Below are 24,392 nucleotides of genomic sequence, written 5' to 3' on the forward strand. Positions count from 1 at the left end.
GGTCGTCCCAAGCGGTGACGATCGCTCACACCCTGCCGTGGGACGCTGTGTGAGCATCGTGGCTTCACGGAGAGGGGGAGGGGGCGCATGGTGGGCGGGGTGGAGCGGCCGTCCGGCGAGGGCGGCACGGGGCAGGCACTGCGGCGGGAGCTCGGCGCGTTCCTGCGCTCGCGCCGGGAGCGGCTCTCCCCGACGGACCTGGGCCTGCCGGTGGCGCCGCGGCGCCGCACCCCGGGGCTGCGCCGCGGCGAGGTGGCCGAACTGGCCGGAATCAGCAGCTCCTGGTACGCGTGGCTGGAACAGGGGCGGGTGCGCACCTCCGAGCAGGTGCTGCGGTCGGTGGCGCGGGCCCTGCGGCTGGATGAGGCGGAGACCGCGCACGTCCTGTCGTTCATCGAGGACGCGGCACCGGCCGGGGAGCCGCCGGGCTGGGTCTCACGCAACTTGTTGTCGCTGGTGGAGTCGGTCTCGCCGAACCCGGCCGCGGTCATCGATCCGCACTGGGACCTGCTGGCCTGGAACGCCGGTTACGCAGCGCTGCTGACCGACCCCGCGCGGCTGCCGCCCAAGCGGCGCAATCTGCCGTGGCTGGTGTTCCGTTGGGCTCCCGCTCGTACCCTGATCGTCAACTGGGAGTTCGAGGCGCGCTATCTGCTGGGGCAGTTCCGCGCGAACGCGGCCCGCCACCCCGCGGACCGGCGGTACGCCGAGATCGTCGCCGAGATCACCCAGGACGCGGACGCGGCCCGCTGGTACGGCGGGCGGGAGACGGCGATCTACCGTCCCGCGGTGCGGCACTTCAGGCATCCCACGGCAGGCGAACTACGCCTGCGATACGTGAAGTTGGCAGCCGTCGACGAGCCCGGTCATCACTTGCTGTGCTACCTGCCCGATGACCGGGACGCCGAGGCGGCCGTGCGCAGGCTCACCGAGGGTGCGTGAACGTTCAGTCGGGAAGACGCAAGGAACGCCTTCGATCTCGGCCGGGGGAGGTCCGATGCGACACGGGGGTGCTCGCCGCCTTCCCACCGCCTGGGCCTTCCTGCTCGACCTGATCACCGGAGGTGGTGCGATGTCCCGGATACGCCCCCGAACCGTCCGGGGAGCGTGAGCCAAGTGCCCCCTTACGAAGCCGAGTTCAATGGCCTCGCCGACAACTGCGACCGGACCGGGCCCCGCTACCCGGTCGAACTGTTCGCGCACGCCGTCGGCTTGCTGCCGGGCAGCGGTCCGCCGGTCGTGGTGGACGCCGGGGCCGGAACCGGGATGGCCTGGAGGCGCTGGTTCCGCTGCTACTCGGGAGCGGCCGCCGGCGCTTTCGGCCCCGGCGGCCGTCGGCCTCTGCCGTTCTCGTGGCCCGGGCGCGGAGAGTCCGGCTCAAGAACGGGAAACGGACGTGGTGTTGCCCTGTGGGGCGGGGGCGGTGGCCGACACGTTTTCCGGCATCTCGGGTTCGTGCAGGGTGCGCAGCAGCAGCCACCCCAGGGCGGGCAGGGCGATGAGCGGGGTGAGTGCGGTCTGCAGGGAGGCGGCGTCGGCGGCGGCGCCGATGAGCGGGCTGGCGAGGCCGCCGACGCTGACGGTCAGGCCCAGGGTGACGCCGCCGGCGGTCCCGACGCGCCGCGGGAGGTAGTCCTGGCCGAGGGTGACGTGCAGGGAGAAGGGCACGTACAGGCCGGCCGAGGTCAGGGCGATGAACAGGTACAGGAGCGGGCCGGGGACCAGGACGACGCCGGCGACGGCGGGGACGGTCAGGGCGTAGGACCAGCGGACCACCGTGATACGGCCGTAGCGGGTGGCGAGCCGGCCTCCGGCGACGGTGCCGATCGCGCCGCCGAGGTAGAGCACGAACAGCGCTGCGGTGCCCGCGAATTCCCCTCCTTCGGTGCGCTGGCGTGCGTACAGGGAGAGGAAGGAGCTCAGGCCGACGAAGACGATCGAGCGGCACACGACGGCGCCGGACATCTGGAGGAAGGCCGGCCAGTCGTCCCTGCCCGCCGGACGGCCGCCGACGGCGGCGGTGGTTGCGGCCGTGGCGGGGAGGGGGACGGTCCGCAGCGCGGCCACGCACAGGGCGGCGCCGGCCAGGGCCGGGACGACCAGCAGCGGGGAGGCGTGCAGACCGCCGGTGGCGATGACCGCGGAGACCATCAGCGGCGCGGTCGCGAAGCCGATGTTGCCGCCGAGGGAGAACAGACCCATCGCGGTGTGGCTGCCGCGGCTCGCGATCCGGGCGATACGGGCGGACTCGGGGTGGTAGGCCGCCACCCCGATCCCGGCGACGGCGACGACGGCCAGGGTCAGTGCGTAGGAACCGCTGAGGCCGCTGAGCGCGACGCCGACGCCCCCGGTCAGGGCGCTCACGGGCAGCAGCCAGGGCATCGCCCATCTGTCGGTCAGTGCGCCGAACAGCGGCTGTGCCACCGAGGAGAGCAGGGAGGCGGCCAGGACGATGCCGGACGCCGCGGCGTAGGAGTAGGCCCGCTCGGAGAGGAAGAACGGCACGAGCGCGGCCACGGCGCCCTGATAGATGTCCACACAGGCGTGGCTCAAGGACAGCAGTTTGAGGGAGGTGGTGGGCCGAACTGGGAGCTGGGGGTTGGTTGACACCCTCCGATCGTCACCGTCGCACGGGCTGTCCCGCTTCCGATAAAGTGCCAACGTATGTCGAATATCCGCCACACGCCTGCCGCGCCGACCCACACGCTGGCGCTGGCGGCCGGTGAACGCATTGACGCCCACCGCCATGACAACCACCAGATCGTCTACGCGGGTTCCGGCGTCCTGGCCGTGACCACCGACGCCGGCACCTGGTTCGCCCCCGGCACCCGCGCCATCTGGGTCCCTGCCGGAACCGTCCACGCCCATCGCGCCTACGGGCACCTCGACCTGCACACCCTCGGCCTGCCCGTCGGCGACAACCCCCTGCGCCTGGACGCGCCCACCGTGCTGGCCGTCAGCCCCCTCCTGCGCGAGCTGATCCTCGCCTACACCCGCGACCCCACCGAGAGCGGCCCGGAGCGCCGCCGCCTGCGCGCCGTTCTCCTCGATCAGCTCCGCGCCTCGCCGCAGCAGCCCGTACAGCTGCCGTCGCCCGCCGATCCGCGGTTGGCCGCCGCCTGCGCCCTCCTGCACGACAACCCCGCCGACCCCCGCACCCTTGCCGAGCTCGGCGCCCGCACGCATACCGGGGAACGCACCCTCAGCCGCCTCTTCCGCTCCGAACTCGGGATGACCTTCCCCCAGTGGCGCACCCAACTGCGCCTGTACCACGCCCTGAAGATGCTGGCCGACGGCACATCCGTCACCGCCGTCGCCCGCCGCTGCGGGTGGTCCTCCACCAGTGCCTTCATCGATGTCTTCCGCCGTGCCTACGGATACACCCCGGGCGCGCACCACCGCCGCGGGTAGCCGGGCGGTCCGGCCGGCCCCGGCCGGCGGCGAAGCTCAAATCCAGCTCAACTCCCGGTTAAGCCGGAACGGCCCCTACTGTCCGTAAGTGGACTGGTGCGCCGCGTACCCCCCGTGCCAGGATGAGAGCGGCGATGGTGGCGCCTTAACTGTTCGTTGGGGCCGATCGAGGGGGGACGGTGGGCATGGGCACGGGGGACGACGGCCGGTCCGACGAGGCGGGCAGCACGCTCGCGGAGCGGCTGAGCCACCTCTTCGCGAATATGCATCCACCGGGGGCCCCGTACACCAACGCCTTCGTGGCCGAGGAGATCAGCGCCGGGGACGAGGAGTACGGCGGGGTCAAGGTCACCGAGCAGTATCTGTCGATGCTGCGCAACGGCAGGCGTACGAACCCGAGCCCGGAACTGCTGCGCGCGCTGTCCAAGTTCTTTGCCGTACCGGTCGGTTATCTGCTGGGGGACCTCTCGCAGCCGCAGGCCACGCGGGTGGAGGAAGAGGTCCGTTTCCTCGCCGCCATGCGGGACCAGCGGGTGCGCGCCATCGCGCTGCGCTCCGTGGGGCTGCCGCCGGAGGTGCAGGACAGTCTGACGACGATCATCTCCCAGTTCCGGCAGCAGATGAACCTGCCGGCCGATCCGCCGGAACAAGGCGGTGACCGGCGCGGTGAGTGATCCGACGGGGACCGCTGAGCGCGGCCGGATTTTCGCTTCCTGGCAGCGGGCCGGACACGAGGACGGGACGAGCATGCGAGTGGGGCAGATACGCAGGCGGTGCAAGCGGCTCATCAAGGAGCTGGCGCTGCCCGCCACAACCGACCTACGGGGGATGTGCGACATCGTCGCCGCACGGGTGGCGCGGCCCGTCCATCTGGTGCCGATGAGCCTGGGCGGGGTGGTCTCGGGGATGACAGCCGTCACCGACGACGGCTACTGGGTCTTCTACGAGCTCAAGACCTCGCCCTGGCACCAGGCCCACATCGTGCTGCACGAACTGAGTCATCTGCTGCTGGGGCACGGCCAGGATCCGGCGGTCACCGAGGACGCGCTGAAGCTGTGGACGCCCTCGGTCGATGTGGCCACCGCCATGCGGCGCATGGGGCTGACCATGGGCTTCGCGCGGCACCACGGCTATGACAACCTCGCCGAGCGGGAGACCGAAGTGCTCGGCACGCTGCTGATGGAACGGGTGGCACCGTCCGCGGGCGAGCGTGAACTCCCCCTGGAGGGGCAGGCGGCCGCGCTGGCGGCGGCGCTCGGGCCCGCGCTGCAGCACCTCAGGCGGGAGGAAACGCCGTCCGGCGGTGCGGGCTCCGACGGTGTCGGCGCGGGCGCGACGGGGGACGGGGGTCCGCGTGTTTGATGTCATCTATCTGTCCTTCGGCGTGGCGGCCTGGGCGATCGTCGGGTACAAGTCCCGGGCCTGGTTCCGCGACCGCAGCAATGCCGATCTGGGGCTGGCCTGTGTGATGACCGGTGGTGTGGCCACGGTCTTCCTCTTCTCCGCGCCGAGCGTCTACCGCGCCTTCGACCGGCTGGCCGGCGTGGCCAACCTCGCCATGGTCTTCCTCTACTCCTCCGTCGTGGTGTTCGCGGCGGGCGCGTTGGTACTGCTGCTGCGCTGGACGGCGGGCGAGGGCGCGGCCGCGCGGGCCCGGGCGCGGACCAGAGCGCGCGCCGCCGTCGGGGCCGTGGCCGCACTGTGGGCGGTGGCGATCACCGGGTTCGCGGTCGGCAGGCCGGACGCCGTCGAGCACCCCCGCGACTTCAGTACCGCCTACACCGACTCGCCCGGAGTCATGCTCTTCCTGGTGCTGTATCTGGCCATCTTCGGCCTGAGCTCGGCGGCCCTGGGGACCCTGTGCCCGCGGCTCGCCGCCCGGCTCGGCACCACGTATCTGGCCCGCGGTCTGCGGTTGCTGGCCGCGGGCTGCTGGCTCGGCCTGGGCTACTGCGGCTGCAAGGTCATCGGCTTTGTCCTGTCCTGGACGGGCCACCCGGCGCTGTGGCTCTCCAACGGGGTGGCCCCGCTCAGCGCCTCGGTCGCGGCGCTCATGGTCCTCGCCGGATTCGCGCTGCCGGCGGCCGGCCCCCGGGTCGCCGCCTGGCGCCGGCTGCGCCGGCTCTCCCCGCTCTGGCGGACCGTCACCGCCCGGTCCCCGGAGGTCACCATGGGGGCCTCGGCGTGGGCCGTACGGTGGCCGTTCGCGGATCTGGAGTGGCGGGCCAACCGCCAGATGGCCGAGATCCGGGACGTACAGCGCGGTATCCGCCGCCATGTGGAGTCCGACGCCCTCGATATCGCCCGTGAACGGGCCCGCGCGGTCGCCCTTGACGACCGGCAGCTGGCGGCCGTCGCGGAGGCCGCCGCACTCCGCCGTGGTCTGGAGAACCGCGCGGTGGGCCATGTTCCCGCCCACGGCGCCGACAGCGTGGTGGTCTCCAGCGGCACGGAACCGGCCGAACTCGCCGCGGAGTACGAGCACTTGGCGCTGGTCGCGGACGTCTACCACTCACCGTTGATCGAGACCGTGCTCACCGAGCTGCGGCAGCGGAGCTCGGTGTTGCGCGGCTGAGGAAGCACCACACAGACGGGGTGGCCCGGTACGGGGGTCCGGGCCACCCGAACCACTCAGGCGGCACCGGTCCGGGGGGCGGTGCCGCTGCCGTCAGAAGGCGTGCGAGGGAGGGGACTTGGGCGGGCGGTCCCACGGTCCGCCGGAGGGGGCAGGGCCGTAAGGGCCTAAGGTCGGGATCATGCCGAACACCGCCGATACCGGATCCGACGCCCCCATCGACGTGACGCCGCTCCTCGACGGCGACCCGTACGCCGCCTACGCCGCGCTGCGCGAGGCCGGGCCGGTGCACCGGATCACCGGCGCCGACGGGCACCCCGCCTGGCTCGTCACCCGCTACGACGACGTCCGTCGGGCCCTCGCCGACCCGCGGCTCTCCCTGGACAAGAAGCATGCCGCGCCCGGCGGATACCGCGGCTTCTCCCTGCCGCCCGCGCTGGACGCCAATCTGCTGAACATGGATCCACCGGACCACACACGGATCCGCCGCCTGGTGGTCAAGGCCTTCACCCCGGGCCGGGTCGAGGCGCTGCGGGCGCCCGTACGGCAGGTTGCCGACGAGTTGCTGGACGCGATGGCGGAGCGCGGCCGGGCAGATCTGATGACCGACTACGCGGGTCCGCTGCCGATCACTGTGATCTACGATCTGCTCGGCATCCCGCTTCGCGACCGCCGCGACTTCCTGGCCTGGTCGAACGCTCTCTTCACACCGGATCCGAGCCGGCCGGAGCTGATGAAGGAGGCGATCGGGGCGATGCTGGAGTTCTTCACCGGCCTGATCGCGGCCAAGCGTGCGGAGCCGAGCGACGATCTGTTCTCGGACCTGATCGCGGTACGCGACGACCAGGCCGGCGGTGAGGGCGACGGGCCGGGCGGCGAGCGGCTCAGCGAGGACGAACTGACCTCGCTCGCCTTCCTCATCCTCTTCGCCGGATACGAGAACACCGTCCACCTCATCGGCAATGCCGTGCTCACCCTGCTCGACCACCCCGACCAGCTCCGCCAGTTGCAGCACAATCCGGCCGAACTGCCCGCCGCGGTGGAGGAGTTCCTCCGCTACGACGGACCCGGCCCACTGTCGATCCGCCGCTTCCCCAAGGAGGACCTGGAGATCGGTGGCGTACGGATCGCGGCCGGGGAGAGCGTGCTGCTCTCGATAGCGTCCGCGAACCGCGACCCGGCCCGCTTTGCGGATCCGGACACTTTCGACCGCGGCCGCGACCTCTCGGGGCACCTCGCACTGGGGCACGGCATCCACTACTGCCTCGGTGCGCCACTGGCCCGTATGGAGGCAGCCATCGCGCTGGAAGCGCTCCTCGACCGCTTCCCGGGGCTGCGTCTGGACGTCCCACGTGGCGATGTGCGGCATCGTCGGGCCCTGCGGTCACGTGGCCTGATTTCGCTCCCCGTCGCCTTCTGAACGGCGAACGAACACGTTTTTGAGGCGTAACCGTTCGCTCATGAGGTAGAAAGGTCTCTGAGACCCGCCCGGTGTGCATCCCCCGTCGCACCGGGCGGGTCCTTCTTTGCAGTCGTTGCAGTTGCGACACGCCGGGTGCACGGCACACCGCGTGGTCCGTCTGGCTCAACTGTGCTGCGGGCCGCGGTACCGCTTCTTAGCGTGACGGCATGGCAATTGACGCGCGGGTGTCCCAGAAGGCAGCGGCGATGACGCTGATCGCCGTCGCCGGAGTATCGCTGACGTCCATACCGGCTGCGGCCCACGGCTCGACGGCGCGTCAGCCCGCCGCGGCCGATGCCGGGGTGCAGGCCGTCGCCGCCCCCGGCACACCGAGGCTGCCCGGCGGTCTGTCCGCCCTGTCCTGGATGGTGGCCGACGCGGACACCGGCAGCGTGCTGGCCGCGAAGAACCCCCACCGCAAGCTCCCCCCGGCCAGCACCCTCAAGACGCTGTTCGCGGTCACCGTCCTGCCGAAGTTCCCGTCCGGCACCGTACGCCGGGTCAGCTCGGGGGACCTGGCGGGCATCGGGTCCGGCAGCAGCGTCGTCGGCGTCAAGGAGGGCCGCCGCTACACCGTCGCCGACCTGTGGCGCGGGGTCTTCCTGCGCTCCGGCAACGATGCGGTGCACGTGCTGGCCGCGATGAACGGCGGCTGGCGGGCCACTGCCCAGGAGATGCAGGAGACCGCCGGCAAACTCGGCGCGCGTGACACCACCGTCAAGTCCCCGGACGGCTATGACGCGCCCGGCCAGGTGTCCTCGGCGTACGACCTGACCGTCTTCGCCCGCGCCGGACTCGTCAACGACGACTTCGCCCGCTACTGCGCCACCGCCCGCGCCGCGTTCCCCGGCAGCGGCGGCACCCTGATCGAGAACACCAACCGCCTGCTGGTGGGCTCGCACGGACTGTCCCGCTACCCCGGCATCATCGGGGTCAAGAACGGCTACACCAGCAAGGCCGGCAACACCCTGATCGCCGCCGCCCGGCGGAACGGCCGCACCCTGCTGGTCACCGTGCTGAACCCGCAGTCGAACGAGAACAACGCCGTCTACAAGGAGGCCGGTTCGCTGTTGGACTGGGGCTTCGACACCGCCGGAAAGGCCCAGCCGGTGGGCACCCTGCACGCCGTGCGCACCCCCGACGACGGTGGCGCGCCGCTCCGCCCGGTGGCCGCCGAGATCACCGGGGCCGGGGCACGCGGCGGTCCGCCCACGCGCTCCACCCTCGTCCTGGGCGCGGGCGGCGCCGGCGTCGCGGCCATCGGGCTGGGCGCGCTGCTCGGCCGGTGGCGCCAGGCGCGCGGGCGCCGACGGCAGGGGGGAGGCGCGGCGTAGGCCCTCGGGCCGTGGCCGGTGGGCGATTGCCCTGGCCGGTGGCCGGTGGCCGGTGGCCGGTGGCCGGTGGCGGTGGCCGATTGCCGTGTCCGGTGGCCCGTGGCGTACGCCGGTGGCCCGTGGCGTACGACAGTGAGGTGGCGGCTCCGCTCGTCCCGGCGGAGCCCGGCGTCAGCCGCCCGCGCCGGGGCCGTCGCCGGTCCCGTTGCCGGTGGGGTGGTTCCCGGTGTCCTGCCCGGCGGCCCGCAGCCGGGGCGCGGTCTGTGCCGCCGGTACGGCGCCGGTGCAGGTCAGACGTCCGGTCAGCTCTCCCGCCCACGACATCAGCCCCGCGATATCGATCCCGTAGGGGGCGGTGTCCGCAAACGGCGCGATGGCCGCCGTACCCCGGTCGAGCAGTGCCGTCCCGCCCACGGCATTGCCACGCGCCGCATGGGTGAGCCCCACCGCCAGCTGGGCGAGTCCCCGCCACAGCTCCCGCTCCGCCTCCGGAGCCGCCTTCCAGGCGTCCTCCAGTACCTCATGGGCGTGGAACGGCATCCCGTCGTCGAGCAGCCGCTGCGCCTCGGCCAGCGAGTGCTCGGGCGTACGGGACACCCCCTCCGGCTGCCGTGCCACGCCCGGGGACCCGTACGGCAGCGGCCGGCCGAGACCGTCGCGCGGGCGGGCGTTGCGGGCCCGGCCCTCCTCGTCGCGATCCCGGCGGGGCGCTCGCCGGCCGGTGGCGGCTGAGCCCGCCCCGCTCGGCGCTGCCCCCGTCGTCGTCCCGCCCGTCCCGGCCCCGCAGTGTTCGCAGACCGCGCTGCGGGGCCGTTCGCGGATCCGGCCGCAGGCCTCGCACACCTGGTCCAGCCAGCAGGCCGGGTCGCCGCCCTCGTGTGGCGGAGGCGCGCCGGGGTCGCGAGAGGTGCCGGATTCGCGGGAGGTGCCGGGCTCGTCGTGGGGTCGCTCCGCGTCGTTCACCCTTCGATTGTGCGCCGTGCGGGGACCCCGCGGCGCGGGAGGGGGCCCGCTCCCGCACCCGGCTCAGTCCGAGTCGACCTCGTAGAAGCAGAAGTGATCTTTGATCTGCGCCACCGCCGAACGCGGTTCCGGGTAGGCCCACACGATGTCCTCCGGCCCGTCGGGAAGCGACCAGTAGGAGGCGGTGCCCTTGAAGGGGCAGACGGTGTGCGTCTCGGACGGCGTCAGCAGATCGGTGCGGACGTCCTCGGCCGGGAGGTAGTAGCGCACGGGGTAGCCGGTCTCCTGGAGGAGGAGCGGGCGGCGGCTGTCGGCCAGCAGCCGGCCGGCGATCGTGACGCGGACGTGGTCGGTGCCCTGCCCGACCTCGATGCGATGGCCCTTGGTGGCGGTCATGGTGGCTTCCCCTCGGTGAGTGGTGAAGATCCTCGTTCCTTCCAGGATGGCACCGGAACGCCGCGGCGGGCCCGGCCGGCAAAGGCACGTGGCGGCGGTACCCGGCGGAGGTACGTGGCGGCGGCACGGCCGGGGCCACCGTTGCTCCGGCCGTGCCTGCGAGTCCCTACCGGTGCGGCTGCACCGGGCGGATCCCGTGGCCCGCCCACGGGGGCGCCGGAGCCAGGATCCCCGCGAAGTACTCCCGGCTCGCGTCGGGCAGGGGTGCCGCGCTCCCGGCGGCCTGGTCGACGTGCAGGGCGAACAGCTCCTCGGTGGCCACCGCGGAGCCGGACGGCGCACCGGCGAACATCTCGTGGAGGAGGCGCAGTTTCCTCCCGTCGACGCCCAACACGGTTGTGCGGACGGTGAGTTCGCTGCCGCGGGCTACCTCGTGGAGATAGCGGACATGGGCCTCGACCGTGTACAGGGAGCAGCCGGTGCGGCCCCGGTAGGCCGCATCGAGGCCGGCCGCGTCCATCAGGGCATCGGTGGCGAAGCCGAAGATCAGGACGTAGTAGGCCTCGCTGAGGTGGCCGTTGTAGTCGATCCAGTCGTCCCGGACGGTCTGGTGGAAGAGCGGGAGGGCGCCCGCCGTGTTGCCGGTCATCGGCGGGTGCTCCCCAGCCGGCCCGTGGCACGCAGGACGTCGATGACGCCCTGGTCGCGTTCGGCGACCAGGTCCGCGTACGTACGGTCGCCCGCCGCGTCCGCGCACCCGTCGACCATGGCGTCGCGCAGCTCGCGGTCCAGTTCGGGCGCCGCCAGCCGGGTCCACGGCGACTTCAGGGACGGGCCGAAGTGGTCGAGCATATGGGCCATCCCGCCCTCGCCACCGGCCAGCGCGAAGGTCAGACAGGGGCCCATGAACGCCCAGCGCAGCCCCGGGCCCTCGGTGATCGAGGCGTCGATGTCCTCGACCGAGGCCTCGCCGTTCGCGACCATGTGCAGCGCCTCGCGCCAGAGGGCCTCCTGGAGGCGGTTGGCGATGAAGCCGGGCAGCTCGCGGTCCATGGTGATCACGGACTTGCCCGCCAGGTCGTAGAAGCGCGAGGCACGGTTGACGGCCTCGCGGTCGGTCCGCTCGCCGCCGACGACCTCGACCAGCGGGATGAGGTACGGCGGGTTGAAGGGGTGGCCGACGACCAGACGTCCGGCGTCCTCGGCCGCCGTCTGCATATCGGTCATCGGGTAGCCGGAGGTGGAGGAGGCGATGACCACACCGGGACGGGTCGCGGCGGCGAGCTCGGCGAGCAGGGAGCGCTTCAGCTCCAGCTTCTCGGGGGCGCTTTCCTGGACGAAGTCGGCGTCGGCGACCGCCTCGGCGAGCGTGGGAGCCAGCGTCAGCCGGTCCGGCGAGGCGCCGTCGGCCAGGCCTAGCTGTTCCAGCGCGGGCCAGGCGGCGGCGACCAGACGGCGGAGCTTGTCCTCGGCGTCGTCGGCCGGGTCCCAGGCGGTGACGTCGTAGCCGCGGGCGAGGAAGTGGGCGACCCAGCCGCCGCCGATCACTCCGGCGCCGATACAGGCGATACGGCGTACGTCCTCGGGGGCACAGGGGGCGGGCGTGGTTTCGGGCATGGGGAGGCGACTCCTGGTGGAGAGGAGGGAGGGGAGGGAAGGGAGGGAGGTGAGAGACGAGGGAAGGGAGGGAGGTGAGGGGAGAGAGAGATGAGGGCGAGGGGGGCTCAGGCGCGCGGCTTGAGGCCCAGGCGGGCACGTGCCCGGTCGGGGGTGGCGACCGTGGCCCCGAGCAACTCGGTGATCCGGACGGCGCGTTCGACGAGCTGGCCGTTGGTGGCCTTGACGCCCTTGCCGAGGTAGAGGTTGTCCTCCAGGCCGACCCGCACATGGCCGCCGAGGAGGATCGACTGGGCGACCCACGGCAGCTGCATGCGGCCGAGCGCGAAGCTCGCCCACTGGGCGCCCTCGGGCAGCAGGTTCACCATCGACTGCAGGACGCCCGGGTCGGCCGGCGCGCCCCACGGGATGCCCATGCACAGCTGGAAGACCGTCGGGTCGTCCAGCAGCCCCTCGGCCAGCAGCTGCTTGGCGAACCACAGCTGACCGGTGTCGAAGATCTCCAACTCGGGCCGTACCCCCAGCTCCTGGATGCGCCGGGCGCCCGCCCGCAGCATGTCGGGGGTGGAGACATAGAGGTTGGACCCGTCGCCGAAGTTGAGGGAGCCGCAGTCCAGGGTGCAGATGTCGGGCCGCAGTTCCTCGACGTGCGGCAGTCGCTCCAGGCCGCTCACCAGGTCCGTACCGGGCAGCTGCCGGAGCGGCCGGTCGGGATCGATCACCAGGTCGCCGCCCATCCCCGCGGTGAGGTTGATGACGACATCGGTATCGGTCTCCTTGATCCGCTCGACGACCTCGGCGTACAGCCGCGGGTCGCGCGACGGGGCGCCGGTCTCGGGGTCGCGTACGTGGATGTGCACCACCGCGGCGCCCGCGGATGCCGCCTCGACGGCCGACGCGGCGATCTGCTCGGGCGTCACGGGGACGTGCGGGGAGCGGCGGACGGTGTCGCCGGCGCCGGTGAGCGCGCAGGTGATGATGACCTCGTTGTTCACGGGGGTTCCCTTCGGTGGGGTGTCGTGCCTCGGGGTTCGGTCCGGTGAGCGGCGGGGGAGCGGCGGTCTCAGCCGGCGGGAGTGGCGGTGAGCTCGCTGTCGACGAAGGCGAGCAGCGCGGAGTGCATCGTGTCGGGGCCGGTGCTGTCCGGCGCGGTGGCGAGCACCTGGGTGGCCAGGCCGTCGATCAGGGCGGTCAGCCGCAGTGCGGCGAACTCCGGATCGACGGCGCGGAAGACGCCCTGGCCGACGCCGCGGCGCACGACATCCGCGACGGTGGTGCGCCACTGCCGGTAGTAGTGCTCGTGCAGCCGCCCCACGGCGGTGGAGCGGGCGGCCTGGGCCCACAGATCGAGCCAGACCAGCCACTGCCGGCGCTGCTGCTCGGTGCGCGGCGTCTGCAGCGCGATCAGATGCAGCAGCTCGCCGCGGGCGTCGGGGGCCGCGGCCAGGCCCGCGGCGCGGCGTTCGGTGTCCTCGTCCATGCACCAGCGCACGGCCGCTTCCAGCAGTTCGTCGCGGCCGGGGAAGTGGTAGTGCACCGCCGCCGGGCTGGTACCGCAGGCGGCCGCGATATCGGCGACCCGGACGCCGTGGAAGCCGTGTTCGGCGATCAGCCGGACGGTTTCCCGCACGATCTGCAGCGGCCGGCCGCCCTCGGGGACGGCCGCCGGCGCGCGGTCCGGCGGTGCCGAGGGCCGCTCGGGGGCGCCGAGCAGCCAGCCCGTGCCGACCTCGCCGATGTCGGCGATACGGACGATCTCGGCCAGGGTGAATCGCCGGGTGCCCCCCAGTGACCTGGACAGTTTCGACGGGTCCATCACGATCCGGCGGGCGAATTCGCGGTGGCTGCAGCCGAGCCGGCCGATCACCTGACGGACGCGGTCCGTGACCTCTCCGGCGTCGTCGGTGACCCGGGTTCCGGGGGTGTCCTTCATGGTCCGGGACCGTAACAGCGCGTTGAGAACATCGCAACGGATGGACGGGAGTGAAGTCGCGAGTATTCCGATTCTGGTGGGGTTCGAGCGAGGGTGTTGCGGGATTGCTGACGTTGGAGTCAGTTCGATGGCCGGTGCTGCCGAAGCGGGGGCGGGCGAAGAGGCCGGACCGCCGCAATCCGGGTGAATGTGGCAAAGTGACGACATGGCTGACCGGGGAGCGAAGCGGCCCACCGTGTCGGTGCCGGACGACTGGCCCGCCCACCCGGACCTGACCCTGGCCCTCAACGGCATGGGCGGCTTCGACTGGGACCTCGACAGCGGGCTGATGCACATGGACCCGCCCGCCCTCGAGGTGTTCGACATGCTGCCGGAGGAGTACGACGACCGTCCGGCCACGCTCGGCTGCCGCGTCCCGGCCCATGAGGCGGCCCGCCTGGACGCCCTGGTCGCGCGAGCGCTCAAGGACGGCAGCGACTCCTACGGCGCGTACTTCCGGGTCCGGCTGCGCGACGGCGAGCTGCGCTGGACCCACAGCCAGGGCAGCATCCGCCGGGATGGCACCGGCAGGCCCCGCCGCATCATCGGCGTGGTCCGCGACGCCAGCCACGAATACACCCACGCGGCGGAGCGGCTCGCCGTCGACGAGGAGCGCCGCCGGCACACCAGCGTCGTCGAGCGCACCACCGCCGCCCTGGCACACGCCAGAACGGTCGGCGAAGTGATCGCCGTACTCGCCGACGAACAGGGGCTGAGCCGGCTGGGTGCGGAGAACGTGATCCTCGGGCTGGTCGAAGCGGGGCGCATCCGGCTGGTCTCCGAGGGCAAGGCGGGCAGTTTTGTACCCGATCTCGAATACACCCGGGTGGGGGACGAATTCCCGATGAGTGAAGTGGTCCGCACCCTCACTCCGCGTTATGTGGGCAGCCGCGCGGAATTCCAGCGCAACTACCCACGACTGTGGCCGGCCGTCGAGCCGCTCAACGTCCACTCCGCGGCCTACCTGCCGCTGATCGCACAGGGCCGCCCGATCGGTGTGATCGGCCTCTTCTTCGAGCGCGAGAGCGACTTCCGCGACCAGGAGCGCAACGTGCTGGTGGCGCTCGGCAGCAGCATCGCGCAGAGCCTGGCCCGCGCCATGCTCTACGACCAGGAACACGATCTCGCCGCCGGCCTCCAGCAGGCCATGCTGCCGCGCCGGATCCCCGGCGTCGCCGGTGCGCAGATCGCCGTCCGCTACCGCTCCGCCCGGATGGGCGGGGACATCGGCGGCGACTGGTACGACGTGATTCCGCTGCCCGACGGCCGGGTCGCCGCCGTCATCGGCGACGTCCAGGGGCACGACACCCAGGCCGCGGCGCTCATGGGCCAGCTGCGGATCGTGCTGCGCGCCTACGCCTCCGAAGGGCACGCCCCGGCCACCGTCATGGCCCGCGCCTCCGCCTTCCTCAACGAGCTCGACACCGACCGCTTCGCGACCTGCACCTACGTCGACGCGGATCTGAGCACCGGCGCGGCCCGGATCGTCCGGGCCGGCCATATCGACCCGCTGCTGCGGCACGCCGAGGGCATCTGCCGCAGACTGCCGGTGGCCGGCGGGCTGCCGCTCGGTATCGCCTCCGAATTCCGGCGGCTCGACTACCCGGTCACCACCATCCTGCTCGCCCCCGGCGACACCCTGCTGCTGTGCACCGACGGCATCGTCGAACAGCCCGGCACCGACATCGACGACGGGATGCGCCACCTGGCCCGCGAGGTCCGCCAGGGCCCCCAGGACGTCCAGCAACTCGCCGACCGGCTCTGCGAGTCCGCGGACGAGCGGACCGGCGAGGACGATATGGCGCTGCTCCTGCTGCGCCGCCTCGGCGCCCCCGAGCACGACATCGTCGGGCGGTTCCGCCAGCACATCGCGCCCGCCGACCCCGAAGGCCTGTCCGCCGCCCGGCACATGATCCGGGCCGCGGTACGCGCCTGGGGCGCGGCGGAGCGCGCCGAGGAGATCGAGCTGGTCGCCGACGAGCTGATCACCAATGCGCTGCTGCACACCGACGGCGAGGCCGTGGTCAACATCCGTATGCCGCACAGCGTCGGGCGGCTGCTGCGGCTGGAGGTCGAGGACCACTCCAGCAGTCTGCCGCGGCGCCGCGAGCCGGGTGAGGCCGGTGTCTCCGGCCGCGGTCTGCTGCTCGTGGACCGCCTGGCCGATGTCTGGGGTGTGGAACCGCGCGGCAGCGGAAAGTGCGTATGGTGCGAGTTCAACTGCTCCTGACCGGGAAGGCGTCGCCCCGTACCGGGAAGGGCACACAGCGGGAACGGGCGCCGAGGCATCGGCACGGTCAGTGAGGACGGCTCTATGGGAACGCGGGCTGCACAACAGCGCCAGGAAGCCCGCCAGTTGGCGGCACGTCTCTCCGCGGAAGGCGTCCGGAACGTGGCGCTGACCTGGGTGGACAATGCGGGAATCGCCCGCGTGAAGACCGTGCCGGCCGAACGGCTCGCGGCCGCGGCGGAGCGCGGAGTCGGGATGTCGCCCGTCTTCGACGTGTTCACCTCCGACGACGCCATCACCGTCTCCGAGCACCTCGGCGGACCCGACGGTGACCTGCGGCTCTTCCCCGACCTGGACCGGGTCACCGCGCTCGCCGCACAGCCCGGCTGGGCCTGGGCGCCGGCGGACCGCTACGACCAGCTCGGGCTGCCGCACCCCGCCTGCCAGCGGCAGTTCGCCCGGCGGATGACGGAGCGCGCGGCCACCGCCGGCCTGGAGCTGCGGATGGGCTTCGAAACCGAGTGGGTGGTCACCCGCGCCCCCGCGGGGCACCAGGACGCCACCGGGGCGGACGAACCGCTCGACTACCCCTGCGCGGGCCCCGCCTACGGCATGACCCGGGTGGTCGAACTCTCCGACTACCTCCGCGATGTCACCGAGGCGCTGAGCGTCCAGGGCATCGACGTCCTCCAGCTCCACCCCGAGTACGCCCCCGGCCAGTTCGAGGTCACCACCGCCCCCGGCGATCCGGTCCGCGCCGCCGACGATGTGGTGCTGGTCCGCGAGACCATCCGCGCCGTCTCCGTCCGGCACGGACTGCGCGCCTCTTTCGCCCCGTCGGTCGTCGCCGGACAGGTCGGCAACGGCTGCCACCTCCACCTCGGCCTGTACCGCGACGGCACCAGCCTGCACCGCAGCCCCGACGCCCCCTGGGGCCTGGCCCCGGACGCGGCGGCCTTCCTCGGCGGCATCCTCGGCGCCCTGCCCGCCCTCCTCGCCGTCGGCTGCCCCTCACCCGCCAGCTACCTGCGGCTGCAGCCCTCCCAGTGGGCCGGCGTCTACCAGTGCTGGGGCGTGGAGAACCGGGAGGCGGCGCTGCGCCTGATCACCGGCGCCCCCGACGACCCGGACGGCGGCCACGCCGAGATCAAGACTTTCGACGCCGCCGCCAACCCGTACCTCGCGGTCGGTGCGGTCATCGCCGCCGGGCTCCACGGCATCGAGGCCGGGGACCGGCTGCCGGAACCGCAGACCGGTGACCCGGGCGTGCTCGGCGTCCGCGAGCGCGCCCGGCGGGGCATCGTCCGGTTGCCGGCCACCCTCACCGAGGCGGCCGACCGGCTGGAGAAGTCGGCCCCGCTGTACGAGGCGATGGGCGAGGTGCTGCACGGCGCGGTGCTCGCCGTCCGGCGCGCGGAGGAGGCCCACTTCGCCGAGAGCGAGGACGACGAGATCGCCGCCGCCACCCGCTGGCGCTGGTGATGCCCGCGGACGCCGTGGGAAGCGTCCCCGGCCCCGTCCCCGGCTCCGTCCCCATCCACGGCCCCGGCGACGGCCTGCCGCCGCTGGTCGACCACCACTGCCACGGGGTGCTCCGGCACGCACTCGACCCCGGGACGTTCGCCGCGTACCTCACCGAATCGGACCGGCCGCCCGCTGCGGGCACCACCTTCTTCGACACCCAGGCCGGCTTCGCCGTACGCCGCTGGTGCCCGCCGCTGCTCGACCTGCCGGCGCACTGCCCACCCGACCGCTACCTCGCCCGCCGCCGCGAACTGGGCCCGGACGAGACCCGCCGCCGTCTGCTGCGTGCCACCGGCATCGGCGCCTACCTCCTGGACACCGGGCTGCCCGGCGACCTGACGGGCCCGGCCGAGACCGCCGGGGACGGTGGCGGCACCGGATTCGAGGTCGTACGGCTGGAGACGCTGGCCGAGCGGACCGCGGTCGGCGCCCGCGACGCAGAAGAGTTCACCGACACCCTCGCCCGCGCGGTCCGGGACGCCGCGCGCACCGCCGTCGCCTTCAAGACCGTCGCCGCCTACCGCCACGGTCTCGCCCTGGCTCCCGTGCCGCCCGACCCCGGCGCGGTGCACACCGCCGCCCGCTCGTGGCTGGCCGCGGGCGCGCCCCGGCTCACCGACCCGGTCCTGCTGCGCCATCTCGTCCAGTTGGCCGTGGCCACCGGCCGCCCCCTCCAGCTCCACACCGGCTTCGGCGACCCCGACCTACGGCTCGACCACGCCGACCCGGCGCTGCTGACCGACCTGGTCCGGGCCACCGCCGACACCGGCACGGACCTCGTGCTGCTGCACTGCTACCCATACCACCGCCAAGCCGCCTACCTGGCAGCCGCGTTCCCGCACGTCTACGCCGACATCGGGCTGACGCTCACTCACACCGGCCCGCGCGCCGCGGCCGTGCTCGCCGAATTCCTGGAGCTCGCGCCCTTCGGCAAACTGCTCTTCTCCACCGATGCCTACGGCCTGCCGGAGCTGTATGTCGTCGGCAGCGCACTGTTCCGGACCGCGCTGGCGACCGTCCTTGCCGACTGGACGGCCTCCGGGGCGTGGTCCGACGAGGACGCCCGGCGGGTCGGCGCGATGATCGCCGCGGACAACGCCCGCAGGGTGTACGGCCTTCCGGACGGCTGACCGGGCCGACGGGAGGCGGACGCGCCCGCTACGGCCGTACGAGCCCGCCACGTACGAGCTCGATACGGCCGTACGAGCCCGCTACGGCCGTATCGAGCGCGCCGAACACCGGGCGGGTAAGGGGCGATCGGCCCGAGCGCCGCTTCCGCCCTGCCGTCCGCCGCGTCCGTGCCGCGTGCTTTACTGCGCCGCGTGGCCCCTACAACGACCCCCGGGAAGAGCGAAATATCCCCGCGCTCCCGGATATTCGCCGATCTGACCCCGCTGCGCCTCTCCCCGGACTACCGCCGCCTGTGGTGCGGCAACACCATCTCCTGGATGGGCCAGCAGATGACCGCGCTCGCGGTCTCCCTGCAGGTCTACACCCTCACCCACTCCACCTTCGCGGTCGGCCTGGTGGGCCTGTGCTCACTGGTCCCGCTGGTCGTCTTCGGGCTGTACGGCGGTGCCATCGCCGATACCGTCGACCGCCGCAAACTGGGCCTCTACAGCGCCGCGGGCGCCACCGCGATGTCCCTGACGCTGGCCACCGCCGCCCTGGCCGGATACCACCGGGTCTGGCTGCTCTACACCGTCGTCGCCTTCCAGGCCGTCTGCTTTGCGATGAACGCGCCGGCCCGCTCGTCGATGATCCCGCGGCTGCTGCCCACCGAACAGCTGCCGGCCGCCAACGCCCTCAACTCCCTGACCAGCAACCTCGGTCTGATGGGCGGGCCGATGCTGGGCGGGGTCATCGTCGGCCTGTGGGGTTACCAGGCCGCCTATCTGATCGATGTGGCGGCCTTCAGCGGCTCGCTGTACGCGATGTGGCGGCTGCCGTCCATGCGGCCCGACCAGGGGGAGGGGCCACGGCGCCGGGCTTCCGTACTGGACGGCCTGCGCTTTCTCGCCACCCGGCCGAATCTGCGGATGACGTTCTTCACGGACCTGGCCGCGATGGTGCTCGCCCAGCCGCGCGCACTGTTTCCCGCGGTCGCGGTGCTCTGGTTCGCCGGGGACGCCAAGACCGTCGGCCTCCTGGTGGCCGCGCCCGCGGTGGGCGCCGTACTGGGCGGGCTGTTCTCCGGCTGGCTCGGCGGGATCCGCCGGCACGGCCTGGCCATCTTGATCGCGGTGGCCGCCTGGGGCGCGGCCATCGGCGCCTTCGGCCTCTCCCGGCAGCTGTGGCTCGGCCTGTTCTTCCTGGCCGTGGCCGGGTGTGCGGACACCGTCTCGATGGTGTTCCGCAGCACCATGCTGCAGGCCGCGACGCCGGACGCGATGCGCGGCCGGCTCCAGGGCGTCTTCATCGTCGTGGTCGCCGGCGGGCCACGGCTGGGCGACTTCCTCGCCGGCTCCATGGCCGATCTGACCTCCCCGGCCACCGCGGTGATCGGCGGCGGCCTGGCCTGTGTCCTGGTGGTGACCGGCCTGGGCCTCGGCCGCCGCGCCTTCGCCCGCTACGACGCACAGGACCCGCAGCCTTAGAGGAGCTCACACCGTGCGGTGGGGCCGGCTTCTTCCCGTCGGGCTCAGTTGTCGGGCGCCGAGGAGCGTGGACCACGACCGGCTGCGGCTCGTCCTGGTCGCTCTTCACGGGCTCCGCCCCCGTCCATCTCGCGCGCCCCGAGTGCGCGGGCGGTCTCTATGAACGCCCGTACGTGCGGCGCCGGGGCGGACTCGGGCAGGACGAGCGCCCATTCGGTGAGTGGCGCGTCATCGATCGGGACCAGGACCACTCCGGGGTAGGTGTAGTAGCGGGGGACATGGCCGTTGAGCGGGCAGACCACGCGCCCGGCGGCGACCAGGGCCAGGACCTCGTGGAAGGTCCTCGCCTGCGGGCCGCGGTGGACCAGGCGCCCGCCCGGCGTCCGTTCCGGGCACATCGCCCGGTACCACTCCTCGGGAGTACGCGTGCCGGGGTCCGGAACCGTCCGACCGGCCAGATCCTCGATCGACACGCGAGCCCGTGACGCCAAATCGGAGCCCGTGGCCACAGCCAGGACCCGGCCCTCCGTCAGCACCACAGGCCCGAGCCGGAGTCCGGGTTCAGGCACCGGGAGCCACATCAGTTGCGCCGCTACCTCGCCGGCCCGTATCCGGGCGAGCGGATCGCTGAAGTGGTACTCCACGAACTCCACACTGCACTGGGGGTGGCGGGCGCAGAACTCCTCGACCAGCCAGGCCAATTCGGAAGGGAGTGCGCCCATCGCCCCCAGCCGCACGGTCCCGGAGCAACCGCGGGCGGTCTCCGCCGCATGGGTCAGGGCTTTGCGGATCAACCCGTAGCCGGGGTGGAGATCGTCGCGCAGCCGCTGCCCCAGGGGCGTCAGTGTCACGGTGCGGGTGCTGCGGTCGAACAAGGCGCCGTCCAGGCGGCGTTCCTGTCGGCTGATGGACTGGCTGACGCGTGCCTGGGAGAGATGCAGCCGCTCCGCGGTCCGGCCGAAGTGCAGTTCCTCGGCGAGCGTCAGGAAGATCTCGATGTCCCGCAGTTCCACGGCTCCCCCATTTATCACTCCCGCTTATGGCTGCCTTGCGGAAATCGGCGTTGTTCCAGCCGAACAGCCTAAACGAGACTCGGCCCTGGGTCCCACTGGCCCACCGGCACCCGGCTGGGAACGGCGTCAGCCGTGCCTGCCCGCCCTTCTCCGCTCCGTACGGTCCGCCGCCGCGGACCGCACCGCACAAAGGAACTCACCTTGGCACCTGATCCGACCACCGTTCACCCGCTGCCCGCCCACGACCGGGTGGTGTTCCTCAAACCGCTGGTCGCCTCACCGAAGATCGTCGTTGGCGAGTACACCTACTACGACGACCCCGGCGGCGCGACGGAGTTCGAGCACCGCAACGTGCTGTACGCCTACGGGCCGGAACGCCTGATCATCGGCAGGTACAGCGCGATCGCCACGGGAACCCGCTTCCTGATGGCCGGCGCGGAGCATCCGACGGCGGGTGTGTCCACCTTCCCGTTCACCATGTTCGGCGGCCGCTGGGCCGAGGAAACCCTGGACATCGTCACGGCCATGCCCAGCCGCGGGGACACGGTCATCGGCAATGACGTCTGGTTCGGCCACCAGGCGACCGTCATGCCGGGTGTGCACATCGGCGACGGCGCCATCATCGCGGCCGGCGCCTTGGTCGTCGCCGACGTCCCTCCCTACACCATCGTCGGTGGCAACCCGGCCAGGCCGATTCGGCAGCGGTTCACCGACGACGACGTCGAGCGACTGCTCCGCGCAGCATGGTGGGACTGGCCCACCGACCTGGTCACCGAACACGCCCGCACCATCATGGCCGGAACTCCCGCGGACATCGCACGCATCGCCGCCGAGCACGATCTGGAGAAACCCCTGTGACCCAGGTGTCCATCGACGAGCACGTGGTGACGGACGGCGAAGCCGGCCCGTACGCCATCACCACCGGGCCGGACGGCGCACTGTGGTTCACCCTGGTCCATAGCGGCCGCATAGGTCGGCTGGTCCCCGGCGGACAACCGACGAGCCACCAGCTCGACCCCGCGTGCGGGCCGACCGTCATCGTCCACGGCCCCGACGACGCCCTGTGGTTCACCCAATACCAGGCACACCGGATCGGGCGGATCACCACCGGCGGCGTCGTCGACAACTTCGCGATACCCACCCCCGGCTGCGGGCCCTTCGGTATCGCACCAGGGCCGGACGGTGCCCTGTGGTTCACCGAGACCACCGCGGACCGCATCGGCCGCATCACCCTCGACGGCCGGGTCACCGAGTTCCCGCTCCCCGTCACGGGCGCGTTCCCCTCCGCGATCACCGCCGGCGCCGACGGCGCGATGTGGTTCACGCTCAACCAGGCGAACGCCGTCGGGCGGATCGGCATGGACGGCGCAGTGGCCCTCCACTCACTGCCGACCAAGGACGCCGCTCCGGTAGGCATCACCGCGGGGCGCGACGGGGCTCTGTGGTTCGTCGAGATCTCCGCCGGTCAGATCGGGCGGATCACCCCCGACGGGCAGGTCACCGAGTTTCCGCTGCCCGACCGCGCAGCCCGGCCCCACGCCATCACCGTCGCCGACGACGGCACTGCGTGGTTCACCGAGTGGGGCGGCAACCGCGTCGGCTCGATCACTCCCGACGGCACCATCACCGTGCACGACCTGCCCACTCCCGGCTCCGAGCCGCACGGCATCACCCCAGGTCCCGACGGCGCCTTGTGGGCAGCTCTGGAGATCGGTGCGCTGGCTCGCGTCGCCCCTGTGGGCGACGCCGCCTGACCAACGGCTCCCTCACACCCGCCAACGGCTCCCTCACACCCGCCAACGTCGACAACGGCCGCCCGCACGGCGGCCGGAGAGGAACATTCGTGAAATTCGCACTCGTGATCTTTGAGACGGATGAGTCACGCCGCCGGATCGAGGCCGACCGGGACACCTACCGCGCGGATTACCAGACCTGGATCGGCACCCTTGCGGCGGCCGGAAAGCTGGTCGGCGGCGACGCCCTGGAAACCGAGCACAACAGCCCGGCGACCGTGCGCAAGACGAGTGACGGGACGTCGTCAGTGACCGACGGGCCCGCGCACACCGGTGAGGAGACCCTCGGCGGCTGGTTCGTGCTGGAGGTGGCCGACCGTGCGGAGGCCGTCGAACTGGCCAAGGCCCTGCCCACCCCGGAGACGATCGAGATCCGCCCGATCCTCGAATCCGCCTGAGCCCCACCACCGTCGTACCGGAGCGGTTCGAACGGGAGCGCCGCGCCTCCGAGCTGCCGTCGGCACCGTTGACGCCGTACCGCATGCCCGCCGAAGTTCGAGAAAGCCGGTCGATCGCGCCGGCACGTCGGTAGGTGATCACGCAGCAGGCGACCTCAAGGAGGGCTTCATGGACGTCGGCACGTCGCTCCCGGCGGATCCTCAGGCGGCGGAACCCGTGGATCCCGGCATGCGTACGCTCCACCGCACAGCGGACAGCACCGAGATCGGACCCGTGCGGCGTACCGCGGCGGGCAATGACGGGCCTCCCGCTCACCGCACACGCCGTCAGTAACGGGTGACGGCGGTCGGCCCGTACGCCGTGCCAACAGCGATGTGCGGGCGCGCGGACGGCCGGACCCAGGACAGGATCCGTGCCATCGCCCCGGCCGGTACGGAGACACAGCCTGCCGTGGCGCCCTTCCCGTTGACATGGAGGAAGATCCCGGCGCCGCGGCCGTGCACCGGGCGGTGATAGTTGAAGCCGATGACCAGGGCCCGGGCGTACTGCGTGGGATAGTCCGCCAGCCGTTCGGACTCACCCGCCGCGCAGTCCGGCGGCAGCGGCGCCACCCAGCGGTTGTAGGAGGCGGAGGCGCTGTCCTCGCACCACCAGGCGTCCGCGCCGGCCCGGCGGTACGGCAGGGCGGTGCCGGGCGGCGGCGGGGCGGTGCCGAAGGCGAACGGCAGGTCGTACAGCCCGGTCGGGGTGGTCGAGGTGCCCTGCACCCGGGTACTGCCCTCGGCCAGTCCGCCGGCCCCGAAACGGGCCGGCGCCCACCCCGCCTGCCGCCAGCGGCCGTTGTGCCGTTGCCACCACCGCACGGTCCCGGTGGTGGCGCGCGTCGTGGGCGCACGGGCGGTGATCAGCTGGTCGCCGCCGCCGGTGTCGGCCATGAGGACGGGAAGGGGGATGTGCTGGACGGGAGCGGCGCCGGACGCGGAGGCCGCCGGGGCGGGTGCGGAGGCCGCCGGCGTGGGCGCGGCGAGCGCAAGCAGCGCCAGAGTGACCGCTGACAGCGGCCCCGCGGCCCGGCTTCGGACCGTGGCCCGCACCGTCCGCACCGT

At 72.6% G+C, this 24,392-nt stretch carries 23 protein-coding genes and 1 pseudogene; 14 read left to right on the forward strand and 10 right to left on the reverse strand.

Annotated elements, in window-relative coordinates:
• Positions 1-87 precede the first annotated feature (87 nt).
• Positions 88-942 (forward strand): helix-turn-helix transcriptional regulator, encoded by an 855-nt coding sequence (locus ACF088_RS13175; RefSeq protein ID WP_392375782.1) that lies wholly within the window; start codon positions 88-90, stop codon positions 940-942.
• Positions 943-1,377: 435 nt separating this feature from the next.
• On the opposite strand, the gene ACF088_RS13180 is transcribed toward ACF088_RS13175, so the two are convergent.
• Positions 1,378-2,610, reverse strand: a complete 1,233-nt coding sequence (locus tag ACF088_RS13180; RefSeq protein ID WP_392375783.1) for an MFS transporter — start codon at positions 2,608-2,610, stop codon at positions 1,378-1,380.
• Positions 2,611-2,664: 54 nt separating this feature from the next.
• Here ACF088_RS13180 and ACF088_RS13185 point away from each other — a divergent pair, with 54 nt between their 5' ends.
• The 6 genes from ACF088_RS13185 (at position 2,665) to ACF088_RS13210 (ending at position 8,782) form a co-directional block, all read left to right on the forward strand.
• The gene (locus tag ACF088_RS13185; RefSeq protein WP_392375784.1) at positions 2,665-3,411 is read left to right on the forward strand and encodes an AraC family transcriptional regulator; all 747 of its coding nucleotides are present in this window, start codon (positions 2,665-2,667) and stop codon (positions 3,409-3,411) included.
• A 185-nt stretch (positions 3,412-3,596) separates the two neighbouring features.
• The gene (locus ACF088_RS13190) at positions 3,597-4,085 is read left to right on the forward strand and encodes a helix-turn-helix domain-containing protein (protein ID WP_392375785.1); all 489 of its coding nucleotides are present in this window, start codon (positions 3,597-3,599) and stop codon (positions 4,083-4,085) included.
• Positions 4,086-4,164: 79 nt separating this feature from the next.
• Positions 4,165-4,773 (forward strand): hypothetical protein, encoded by a 609-nt coding sequence (locus ACF088_RS13195; protein ID WP_392376012.1) that lies wholly within the window; start codon positions 4,165-4,167, stop codon positions 4,771-4,773.
• On the forward strand, positions 4,766-5,986 hold the full coding sequence (locus ACF088_RS13200) for an MAB_1171c family putative transporter (RefSeq protein WP_392375786.1): 1,221 nt from the start codon (positions 4,766-4,768) through the stop codon (positions 5,984-5,986). The genes ACF088_RS13195 and ACF088_RS13200 overlap by 8 nt, the downstream gene beginning before the upstream one ends.
• Before the next feature lie 181 nt (positions 5,987-6,167).
• Complete coding sequence (locus tag ACF088_RS13205) at positions 6,168-7,406, forward strand: cytochrome P450 (protein ID WP_392375787.1); 1,239 nt, start codon at positions 6,168-6,170, stop codon at positions 7,404-7,406.
• Positions 7,407-7,615: 209 nt separating this feature from the next.
• Positions 7,616-8,782 (forward strand): D-alanyl-D-alanine carboxypeptidase family protein, encoded by a 1,167-nt coding sequence (locus ACF088_RS13210; RefSeq protein WP_392375788.1) that lies wholly within the window; start codon positions 7,616-7,618, stop codon positions 8,780-8,782.
• 171 nt (positions 8,783-8,953) lie between these two features.
• Here ACF088_RS13210 and ACF088_RS13215 read toward each other — a convergent pair whose 3' ends face one another.
• From ACF088_RS13215 to ACF088_RS13240, 6 genes are all read right to left on the reverse strand, one after another.
• Entirely contained in the window at positions 8,954-9,604 is a 651-nt protein-coding gene (locus ACF088_RS13215; RefSeq protein WP_392376013.1) for a DUF309 domain-containing protein, read from the reverse strand.
• Positions 9,605-9,808: 204 nt separating this feature from the next.
• Complete coding sequence (locus ACF088_RS13220) at positions 9,809-10,141, reverse strand: DUF427 domain-containing protein (RefSeq protein ID WP_392375789.1); 333 nt, start codon at positions 10,139-10,141, stop codon at positions 9,809-9,811.
• 166 nt (positions 10,142-10,307) lie between these two features.
• A complete protein-coding gene (locus ACF088_RS13225) occupies positions 10,308-10,790 on the reverse strand; it encodes a thioesterase family protein (RefSeq protein ID WP_392375791.1) in 483 nt (160 codons plus the stop codon).
• Positions 10,787-11,758, reverse strand: a complete 972-nt coding sequence (locus ACF088_RS13230; protein WP_392375792.1) for a 3-hydroxyacyl-CoA dehydrogenase NAD-binding domain-containing protein — start codon at positions 11,756-11,758, stop codon at positions 10,787-10,789. The genes ACF088_RS13225 and ACF088_RS13230 overlap by 4 nt, the downstream gene beginning before the upstream one ends.
• Positions 11,759-11,865: 107 nt before the next feature.
• The gene (locus ACF088_RS13235; protein ID WP_392375793.1) at positions 11,866-12,753 is read right to left on the reverse strand and encodes a 3-keto-5-aminohexanoate cleavage protein; all 888 of its coding nucleotides are present in this window, start codon (positions 12,751-12,753) and stop codon (positions 11,866-11,868) included.
• 68 nt (positions 12,754-12,821) lie between these two features.
• Positions 12,822-13,691, reverse strand: coding sequence for a TetR family transcriptional regulator C-terminal domain-containing protein (locus ACF088_RS13240; protein ID WP_392375794.1), 870 nt, complete (start codon positions 13,689-13,691; stop codon positions 12,822-12,824).
• A gap of 205 nt (positions 13,692-13,896) precedes the next feature.
• On the opposite strand from ACF088_RS13240, the gene ACF088_RS13245 reads away from it, so the two are divergent.
• The 4 genes from ACF088_RS13245 (at position 13,897) to ACF088_RS13260 (ending at position 20,081) form a co-directional block, all read left to right on the forward strand.
• On the forward strand, positions 13,897-15,960 hold the full coding sequence (locus ACF088_RS13245) for a SpoIIE family protein phosphatase (RefSeq protein ID WP_392375795.1): 2,064 nt from the start codon (positions 13,897-13,899) through the stop codon (positions 15,958-15,960).
• Between the two features lie 84 nt (positions 15,961-16,044).
• Positions 16,045-17,442, forward strand: a complete 1,398-nt coding sequence (locus ACF088_RS13250; protein ID WP_392375796.1) for a glutamine synthetase — start codon at positions 16,045-16,047, stop codon at positions 17,440-17,442.
• Positions 17,442-18,614, forward strand: coding sequence for an amidohydrolase family protein (locus ACF088_RS13255; protein ID WP_392375797.1), 1,173 nt, complete (start codon positions 17,442-17,444; stop codon positions 18,612-18,614). The genes ACF088_RS13250 and ACF088_RS13255 overlap by 1 nt, the downstream gene beginning before the upstream one ends.
• 192 nt (positions 18,615-18,806) lie before the next feature.
• Complete coding sequence (locus ACF088_RS13260; protein ID WP_392375798.1) at positions 18,807-20,081, forward strand: MFS transporter; 1,275 nt, start codon at positions 18,807-18,809, stop codon at positions 20,079-20,081.
• Between the two features lie 44 nt (positions 20,082-20,125).
• Here ACF088_RS13260 and ACF088_RS13265 read toward each other — a convergent pair whose 3' ends face one another.
• On the reverse strand, positions 20,126-21,094 hold the full coding sequence (locus ACF088_RS13265; RefSeq protein ID WP_392375799.1) for a LysR family transcriptional regulator: 969 nt from the start codon (positions 21,092-21,094) through the stop codon (positions 20,126-20,128).
• 201 nt (positions 21,095-21,295) lie between these two features.
• On the opposite strand from ACF088_RS13265, the gene ACF088_RS13270 reads away from it, so the two are divergent.
• The 3 genes from ACF088_RS13270 (at position 21,296) to ACF088_RS13280 (ending at position 23,285) form a co-directional block, all read left to right on the forward strand.
• Positions 21,296-21,952 carry a CatB-related O-acetyltransferase gene (locus ACF088_RS13270; protein ID WP_392375800.1) on the forward strand — a complete coding sequence of 219 codons (657 nt, stop codon included), beginning with the start codon at positions 21,296-21,298 and terminating at the stop codon, positions 21,950-21,952.
• A gap of 5 nt (positions 21,953-21,957) precedes the next feature.
• Entirely contained in the window at positions 21,958-22,848 is an 891-nt protein-coding gene (locus tag ACF088_RS13275) for a virginiamycin B lyase (RefSeq protein WP_392376014.1), read from the forward strand.
• 89 nt (positions 22,849-22,937) lie between these two features.
• Positions 22,938-23,285, forward strand: coding sequence for a YciI family protein (locus tag ACF088_RS13280; RefSeq protein ID WP_392375801.1), 348 nt, complete (start codon positions 22,938-22,940; stop codon positions 23,283-23,285).
• A 121-nt stretch (positions 23,286-23,406) separates the two neighbouring features.
• Here ACF088_RS13280 and ACF088_RS13285 read toward each other — a convergent pair.
• Together ACF088_RS13285 and ACF088_RS13290 are read right to left on the reverse strand one after the other, a co-directional pair.
• Positions 23,407-23,589, reverse strand: a pseudogene (locus tag ACF088_RS13285) (IS5/IS1182 family transposase); the annotation flags it as partial.
• A gap of 23 nt (positions 23,590-23,612) precedes the next feature.
• Positions 23,613-24,380, reverse strand: coding sequence for a L,D-transpeptidase (locus ACF088_RS13290; RefSeq protein WP_392376015.1), 768 nt, complete (start codon positions 24,378-24,380; stop codon positions 23,613-23,615).
• Between the last annotated feature and the right edge of the window lie 12 nt (positions 24,381-24,392).

The organism is Streptomyces sp. NPDC015125, from assembly GCF_043080045.1.
In the GTDB taxonomy this organism is placed as follows: domain Bacteria; phylum Actinomycetota; class Actinomycetes; order Streptomycetales; family Streptomycetaceae; genus Streptomyces.